Origin of the sequence: Bacteroides sp. 2_2_4, assembly GCF_000157055.1 — a bacterium.
Lineage (GTDB): Bacteria > Bacteroidota > Bacteroidia > Bacteroidales > Bacteroidaceae > Bacteroides > Bacteroides ovatus.
In genome coordinates, this window is record NZ_EQ973358.1 from 133,710 (window position 1) to 142,638 (window position 8,929).

Consider the following 8,929-nt stretch of genomic DNA (forward strand, 5'->3'; position numbering starts at 1 on the left):
ATGATGAAAAAGAATATATTGAAATATGTGTTACTAAGTATGACATTCTTCTTAGGCGCATGCAACGATTTCTTCAATGTCGAGACGAAGAATGTATTAGATCATGACGGATACATCACCGAAGAAAGTGAGATGTATTCGGGGTATATAGGTATTATGACCAAAGTACAAGCCATTGGAGACAAAGTGATCTATTTGACAGATACACGTGGTGAATTGCTGGAACCAACTAAGAACGCTCCTAGTGAGTTGTATAGTATCTATAATTATGATACAGACCTGACAGGAAATTCGTATGCCGATCCGGCTGCTTATTACGATGTAATTATAGCATGCAATGACTACTTGTCAAAGTTGTATGATTATAAAACAGAAAATCCGGCAGCTATTAATCTGGATCATTATAAAGCTTTGGTTAGTTGTACACTTCGTGTGAAAGCGTGGATATATCTTACATTAGGTAAGATTTATGGAGAGGCTGTCTGGTTTAATGAACCGATTCGTGAGATGAAAGATTTGAATGACTTTCCTGTGAAAAATTTGGATGAGATAGTGGAAGGCTGCCTTGATTTATTAACTAAAGGGTTTGATGGAATAGATGGCACGAATACAATGTCATGGAAAGAATGGCTCGATCCTGATACGGAAACAGCAGAAAGTACATATCGTTATTGGGACTATATGACACCAGAATTCTTTGCATTATATGGAGAGTTATGTTTGTGGCATGGTGACTACCAGAAAACAGTGAATGTTATTTTGAATACAATGAATGCAAAGTTTGCCAGTACGGTGAATGATGCAACACAGTATATGCATAATGTGAAGTTGACAGGTACATATAGTAAGATTTGGGATAATACTAATCCTCAACCACAAGAGACTGTTTCTGCTATTATCTATAATTATCAAGGAAACCAAACTAATAGTTTGTTGAAACATTTTGGGACAGAATCACCCAATGAGTATCTGTTGGCTCCGTCACAGGTAGGAATGGATCGTTATACTGATCCGGATTTTAATCCGCTTGGAGGTGCTACTTCGGATAAGCGTTCTACTTATTATTTTGCGAAAGATAAAAGTGGTAATTATGTTATCCAAAAGTATCGTCCGTCAAATAGCACAGCGCGTACCTATGCTTATCAAGATGATGTGCATATTTATATTTATCGTGGCAGTGAGCTGTATTTCATGTTGGCGGAGGCTCTCAATAATTTGGGACGTGTAACGGAAGCATCGGCATTGATTAATCAGGGAGTGAATGGAAGTTTTCCGAATGGTGGAGTGACATGGGATGGTTTTACAGATGACTGGACCGGAGCTAGTACGTTAGGTACTCGTCGTTATCCGGACCTGGGTATTCGTGGGGCGTTTAACTTAGGTAATCGTGAGTTTACACGTGGAGATGCTAGAGCTAATGATGAAGCGATTCTTGATGAAATGATGCTTGAGTTTCCGGCAGAAGGAAAGATTTATCCTACTATGATTCGTATGGCACGTCGCTACAATGATCCAAGTATTATAGCTGATCGTGTTTGTCCGAAATATGCTGATCCGGAAGCTATTCGTGCTAAGATTAATGCAGAAGTTGGTGGAAAAGCAGGTTATTTCGTTCATTGGAATTTAAAATAAAGATCCTCAAATCATCCTTTGGTTTGGATTATTAGGGTGGAGTGACGCGGGTTTTTGAATGAGAATCCGCGTCATTTGTTTCAAAAATAAATACTTTTGTAAATAACAATAATAAAGAAAAATGAAAACATTCGCAGTATCTATTGCAGCACTTTTTATTTGGACAGCTTGCGGAGATGGAAATCAGCCGATAATTGACCGCGAGGCATTAGTAGAAAGGAATAGTCCTGTTGTGACGGCATTCGATTCATTAGCTTCACTTTCTGTAGGAAATGGAGAATTTGCTTATACGGTAGACATAACCGGATTACAGACGTTTCCGGACAATTATAAAAAAGGAGTTCCATTGGGAACGCAGAGCCAGTGGGGCTGGCATAGCTTCGCCAATCCGGACCGGCTTACTCCGGAAGAAACCCTGAAAGAATACGATTTTGGCAGGGGAAAGAAAGAACTTTACGCTACTCAATTCAAAGAAGAAGGCAGACAACAGGATGCCGCTAATTGGTTTCGTGTCAATCCGCATCGTCTTCATTTAGGAATTGTCGGCTTTGACGTGGAAGAAGGTACGGATATTGGACAGGTAACTGACGTTCATCAGAAACTTTGCTTGTGGGATGGAAAAATCGAAAGTCGGTTTAAATTAAACGGTGAAGATTATCAAGTGGAGACAGTCTGTCATCCTTCTAATGATATGATTGCTGCAAATATTACCTCTAAGGCGCATACCGGGATTTGTTTTCGCTTTCCGTATCCTACGGGCGCTCATTGTGATGATGCATGTAATTGGGAAGCCGTTGATAAACATACAACGACTATTGTTACTCAAAATGAATCTTCCGCAGTTTTGAAACATACTTTAGATAGCACAGAGTATTTCGTAATTTTGTATTGGGAAGGGAAGGCTACTTTCAATGAGAAAGCAAAACATTATTTTGTCCTGACTCCGATGGACGATCATTTAGCTTTTACATGTGCTTTTACTAGTACAGCTCCTTCAACGCAGCCTGTTACTGTAGCACAAACTCAAGAAGAAGCAAAAAACTATTGGAACTCGTTTTGGAAGGAAGGCGCAGCTGTTGACTTTTCGGCATGTACAGACCCACGGGCCAAAGAACTGGAACGGCGTGTGATACTTAGCCAATATTTGCTTGCTATTCAGAGTGCAGGTACTACTCCTCCGCAAGAGACGGGGCTTACCTATAATTCGTGGTTTGGCAAATTTCATCTTGAAATGATCTGGTGGCACGAAGCTCAATTTGCTCTTTGGAATCGTAGCAACTTACTTGACCGTACATTAGGTTGGTATGAAAAGGCTGAACCGATAGCGCGTCAAATAGCCCAAAGACAAGGGTTTGATGGTGTTCGCTGGATGAAAATGACCGATCCTTCAGGAACAGAAGCCCCTTCCAAAGTAGGAAGTTTTCTGATTTGGCAACAACCTCATTTAATTTATTTGGCAGAATTACTTTATCGTGCTGATCCGACTAAAGAAGTATTGGAGAAATATAATCGTTTGGTACAGGAGACTGCAGAATTTATGTACTCTTTTGCTACATACGATGAACTGGAAGGACGTTACGTATTGAAAGGTGCCATTCCTGCACAAGAAACGTTGCGTGCTGCAGAAACAGTTAATCCTCCTTTCGAACTTTCTTACTGGCATTTTGCCATGCAGACCGCCCAACAATGGCGTGAGCGTATGGGACAGCAACGTAGTCTGGAATGGGATGAAATGATCGACAAACTTTCTCCTTTGGCATCTAATAAAGAAGGGCTTTATCTGGCTGCCGAAACAGCTACAGATACCTATAAAGACATTCGTTATACTTCCGACCACATGGCTGTATTAGGTGCAGTTGGTATACTTCCGATGAATAAACTTATCCGGGAAGATTATATGAAAAATACATTGCACTGGATCTGGGATAACTGGAATTGGGGTAAAACCTGGGGATGGGATTATCCGATGACGGCTATGAATGCTGCCCGTTTGGGTGAACCGGAAAAGGCCGTCGGAGCTTTACTGATGGATAAACGCACAAACACATACTTGCCGAATGGTCATAATTATCAGGACGGTCGTTTACGTATTTATTTACCGGGTAATGGCGGCTTGCTGACTGCTATTGCGATGATGTGTGCCGGTTGGGACGGATGTACGGAGACTAATCCGGGATTTCCGAAAGATGGAACTTGGAATGTCCGTTGGGAAGGATTGAAGCCATTACCATAATCAAACACAAAAAAATATGAGTTATTTTCATCTGAATCTTATTTTAAAAGGAAAGCTGACAGTTTGTTGCCTCTTGATGTTGCCGGCGATACCATTAAATGCTCAAAGAGAGGCAAAGCAGATCGGTGACTTTAAAGAATCCATTTCCTTGAATGAACATCTGCGAGGTACAAAAAGGACGTTGCAATATCGTCCCGATGGTGATGAGTTTGTTTGTGTCAATGGTAAGAATCGGTATACCCGTGCTTTGTACGGTAGTCACAGTCCTTTTCGTGTAGAAACAAGTGACCGACCGGTTTTTGCTTTTTATAATAACGGACGCGGAGGAAATATAAGTTTCAAAGTCATTCTTCGTGACGGAACAGAATTGGCGCTTGACTGCACCGGGCATTGTGAATCCCGTTATTCGGCTGGAAAACGTACCTATTATTTGACAGACCCGTCTTGGGGAAAAGGAGAACTGCGTATTTCAGTATTGGCATTAGCCGATATGGATGGAGCTATTTGGCGTTTTTCTCCTTCGAATATGCCTAAAGGAGCTATACTTCGTTGGCAACATGGGGGAGCTACCGGAAAACGTTTGAGTCGTAATGGAGATATGGGGGTAGATCCGGCTGATTGCTTCGAACTTCCTGCCGAAGCGACTGACCTTGTCACAGGTGAACTTGCTTTGCAGAAAGAAGTATACTTGGTACGTGGGGAGGTTCCCGAAGGCTATAATGTCCGTAAACTCTATCAACAAGCGGAGGCAGCCTCTTTGGCGTTGGCTTCTCATTTGAAGATAGAAACGCCGGACCCTTATTTGAACACGTTGGGTGGTGCATTGGTCGCAGCTGCCGATGGAATTTGGGACGGACAGGTTTGGTTGCACGGTGCTATTGGCTGGCGTATGCCGTTAAGTGGGTGGAGAGCCGGATATACTGGTGATGCCTTAGGTTGGCATGACCGGGCACGGACTCATTTTGATGCTTATGCAGCCAGTCAGGTGACTGATGTCCCGAATACAATACCTCATCCGGCACAGGATTCTACAATGAATCTGGCGCGTTCGGAAAAACGTTGGGGAACTCCTCAATATAGTAATGGGTATATTTGCCGGAATCCTGAACGTAACAACCAGATGCACCACTATGACATGAATCTTTGTTACATGGATGAATTGTTATGGCACTTCAACTGGACGGGAGATACTGCGTATGTCCGCAAAATGTGGCCTATGATTACCCGCCATCTAGCTTGGGAAAAATTAAATTATGATCCGGACAATGATGGTTTATATGATGCATACGCTTGTATTTGGGCAAGTGATGCGCTTTACTACAACAGTGGCGCAGTCACCCATTCGTCGGCTTATAACTACCGTGCCAATAAAATGGCAGCTTTTCTTGCTTCTTTGATAGGCGAAGACCCTTCACCTTATCAGAACGAAGCCGAGCAAATATTGAAAGCGATGAATAAGCGTCTTTGGATGCAGGGCAAAGGTTGTTGGGCGGAATATCAGGATTTTATGGGACATCGCCGGCTTCACGAAAGTCCGGGATTATGGACTATATACCATGCACTCGATAGCGACGTTGCCGATCCTTTTCAAGCTTATCAGGCTACACGGTATGTTGATACGGAAATACCACATATCCCCGTGTATGCCGATGGACTGGAAGAGGGGTATGCAACGATTGCCACTACCAATTGGTTACCTTATTCCTGGAGTATCAATAATGTGGCTTTCGCAGAGGTGATGCATACAGCTTTGGCCTATTTCCAGGCAGGACGTCCGGAGGAAGCATATCGATTGATGAAAAGTTCATTTCTGGATGGTATGTACTTAGGTAACAGTCCCGGCAATTTGGGGCAAGTCAGCTTTTATGATGCTGCCCGTGGAGAGTGTTATCGTGACTTTGGAGATCCGATAGGGGTAGCTTCCCGATTACTGGTACAGGGGTTGTATGGCATTTTACCCGATGTATTGAACGGGAAGATGGTGATTCGTCCGGGATTTCCTGCAGGATGGTCAAAAGCTTCTATTTCTTTGCCTGACATAACCTATCACTTTGTCAGGGAGAATGATACAGATATTTACCGGATAGAGCAACGTTTTAAGGCACCTTTGGCATTGACATTACAAGTGAATGTCGGAAGAGAAAGGATTCATTCTGTGAAAGTAAATGGGAAAGAAGTTGACTGGAGCTTTGCGGAAGCTGCTTCCGGTTATCCGGTGGTTGTTATTCCTGCTTCTTCTGCCCAAAAAGCAATTGTCGAAATTGTGTGGGGAGGAAACAGACTGAATCCGGTTCTGCCTGAAATACAGGCGGAGGCTTTAGTGGAGATCCGTATTCCATCCATTTTAGGGGCGGTATTCGGTGAAATATATGATCCGCAGGGAGTGCTGATACAACCGAATGTTAGTAATACATCTATAAGAAGTAAGGTCAATGATCATTTGGGGCATCATACATTCTTTGTTCGCATGAAACAAGGACAGATGGAATGGTGGCAGCCTGTAAACGTACAGATTACGAAATCGGAAAAATCACCGGTCATTCTTCCTTTCTCACAGGTGAATACGTCAGAGTGCCGGATGATGAATATGGATTCTTTGTTCAATGCGAATGTGACTGATATTTTCCGGAATGAGTATCTGACACCCCGTTCGCCTTATACCACTTTGCAACTTCCTGTTCAGGGCATTGGCGAGTGGTGTCATCCGAAATTAACTGCTGATATTGATGATGCAGGTTTGCGTGCCTTGGTACGTGATGAGATGCTGACTACCAAACTGGGTGTGCCGTTCCGAACATTGGCTCAAGGAAGCAATATTGCTTTTACTTCGTTGTGGGATAATTATCCCGACAGTTTGAGTATTCCGCTTTCCGGTCGGGCTTCTCATGCCTATTTAATGATGGCAGGCAGTACCAACCACATGCAGTGTCGCATTGCTAATGGTATTGTTCGTGTATACTATACAGATGGAACTTCTGATGTATTGGAATTAGTGAATCCGGATAACTGGTGTCCTATTGAGCAGGATTTCTATGTTGATGGTCAGGCATTCACCGTTGTTTCTCCCCGTCCTTATCGCATTCATTTTAAGACAGGTTTGGTTAGCAATGACTTGGGAAAGGACTTAGGCATAAAGGGTGTTTATGGACGTTCCATCGAGGGAGGAGCAGGTGTACTTTTGGACATGCTTCTGAATCCTTCCAAAGAGTTAAGTCATCTGACGTTGGAAACACTTTCAAACGATGTTGTTATCGGTCTGATGGGAGTTACATTGCAATAAAATAAAAATAACATATTAATAAAAGGATAAGAATTATGATGAGAAGAACTATTAATTTACTACTGATGTTGCTTTTTGTGGCAGAGGTAACATTTGCGAATACTGTTGATTTTGATAAAGCATTTAAAGAAAGCGCCCGTATCGAAAAACAGATTAAACGGACCTCTTTTCCGAAACGAACATTTCTTATAACTGATTTTGGAGCAAAAACGGATGATGAGGCTAATCCTTGCCATGAAGCCATTAATCAGGCTATTCTACAGTGCAGTCTGTCAGGAGGTGGCACGGTAATTGTTCCTAAAGGTACTTTTTATACCGGACCTATTACTCTAAAGAGCAATGTGAATTTCCATCTCGAAGAGGGAGCTGTTTTGAAATTCTCTACAGATCAAAGCCTTTATTTTCCTGCTGTTTTAACCCGTGGGAAGGAATTGATTGCTATAATGCTCACCCCTTGATTTATGCTTATGGTGAAAGCAATATTGCCATAACCGGAAAAGGGATTATCGATGGACAAGGTAGTATGGAAACTTGGTGGCCGATGTGTGGAGCCGTAAAGTATGGTTGGAAAGAAGGCATGGTGGCTCAACGCAATGGAGGTCGTGAACGTCTGTTGATGTATGGTGAAACATCGACTCCTGTCTACAAGCGTCTGATGAAGCCGGAAGATGGTATGCGTCCGCAGCTATTGAACTTACATTCCTGCCACACCATCTTGATTGAAGGTGTTACTTTGTTAAACTCTCCATTTTGGGTGATTCATCCTCTTTTCTGCGAGAGCTTGATTGTTAGCGGAGTGACTGTTTTCAATCGTGGACCTAACGGAGACGGATGTGATCCTGAATCTTGTAAGAATGTGTTGATTGAGAATTGTACATTTGACACGGGTGATGATTGTATTGCCATTAAATCAGGACGTAATGAAGACGGGCGTAAATGGAATATTCCCAGTGAGAACATTATCGTACGTGGTTGCATGATGAGAAATGGACATGGAGGAGTAGTGATCGGCAGTGAGATTTCCGGTGGTTACCGTAACTTGTTTGTAGAAGACTGCCGAATGGATAGCCCGAATCTGGATCGTGTCATTCGTATTAAGACGAGCACTTGTCGCGGAGGACTTATAGAAAATGTATTTGTTCGTAATGTAACGGTAGGACAATGTCGTGAAGCAGTGCTGCGCATCAACTTGCAATATGAGAATCGGGAAAAATGTAAGAGAGGTTTTGACCCGATTGTTCGTAATGTGCATTTGAAAAATGTGACTTGTGAGAAGAGTAAATTAGGTGTGCTTATTATCGGATTGGAGGATGATAAACATGTATATAACATCAGTGTAGAGGATTCTCATTTTAATAATGTAGCCAAAGGAGCAAATGATATTAAAGGGGCGAAAGATGTAACTTTCAAGAACCTTTATATCAATGGTGAATTGGTGAAATAGGATATAGTTGTAATAGATAAAATAACTATGGATGAAGAAGAGTGGAAGACTGCCTATGATGTACAAATCTATGTTACATCTTTATCCGCAATAAGCGATTGCAATTGGAATAAATTAGAACTCTGGGTAAATTTTCATCAAGATGGTTTTATCTATAAGTTGAGACATTATTACCCTGTACTTTCAGAAGATGATATACATGTCATTCTTTTGTTACGTATTGATTTTAGTAATGCGCAGATTTCAGAGTTATTCCATATTCTAGGAAGTTTTTTTCGAATACGCCGTAGTAGATTGAAAAAGAAAATGAATGTTTCTTGTAAATCTATTACCGATTTTA

Annotated in this window: 4 protein-coding genes and 1 pseudogene; all 5 read left to right on the forward strand. The window is 42.0% G+C overall.

Annotation, left to right across the window (positions count from 1 at the left end):
* Window positions 1-1,632 (forward strand): RagB/SusD family nutrient uptake outer membrane protein, encoded by a 1,632-nt coding sequence (locus tag BSCG_RS18990; RefSeq protein ID WP_004320931.1) that lies wholly within the window; start codon window positions 1-3, stop codon window positions 1,630-1,632.
* Window positions 1,633-1,753: 121 nt separating this feature from the next.
* The gene (locus BSCG_RS18985; RefSeq protein ID WP_004320930.1) at window positions 1,754-3,865 is read left to right on the forward strand and encodes a hypothetical protein; all 2,112 of its coding nucleotides are present in this window, start codon (window positions 1,754-1,756) and stop codon (window positions 3,863-3,865) included.
* Between the two features lie 16 nt (window positions 3,866-3,881).
* Complete coding sequence (locus BSCG_RS18980; RefSeq protein ID WP_008775441.1) at window positions 3,882-7,145, forward strand: DUF4450 domain-containing protein; 3,264 nt, start codon at window positions 3,882-3,884, stop codon at window positions 7,143-7,145.
* A gap of 35 nt (window positions 7,146-7,180) precedes the next feature.
* Window positions 7,181-8,589: pseudogene (locus BSCG_RS18975) on the forward strand (glycoside hydrolase family 28 protein).
* Window positions 8,590-8,616: 27 nt separating this feature from the next.
* Window positions 8,617-8,929 (forward strand): hypothetical protein (locus tag BSCG_RS18970; RefSeq protein ID WP_008775443.1); only part of this gene is annotated, 313 nt, incomplete at its 3' end.

What these genes read in the sequence shown, in the direction of transcription:
- BSCG_RS18990 (WP_004320931.1), top strand. Translation starts at nt 1, where the DNA reads ATGATGAAAAAGAATATATTGAAATATGTGTTACTAAGTATGACATTC.
- BSCG_RS18985 (WP_004320930.1), top strand. Translation starts at nt 1,754, where the DNA reads ATGAAAACATTCGCAGTATCTATTGCAGCACTTTTTATTTGGACAGCT.
- BSCG_RS18980 (WP_008775441.1), top strand. Translation starts at nt 3,882, where the DNA reads ATGAGTTATTTTCATCTGAATCTTATTTTAAAAGGAAAGCTGACAGTT.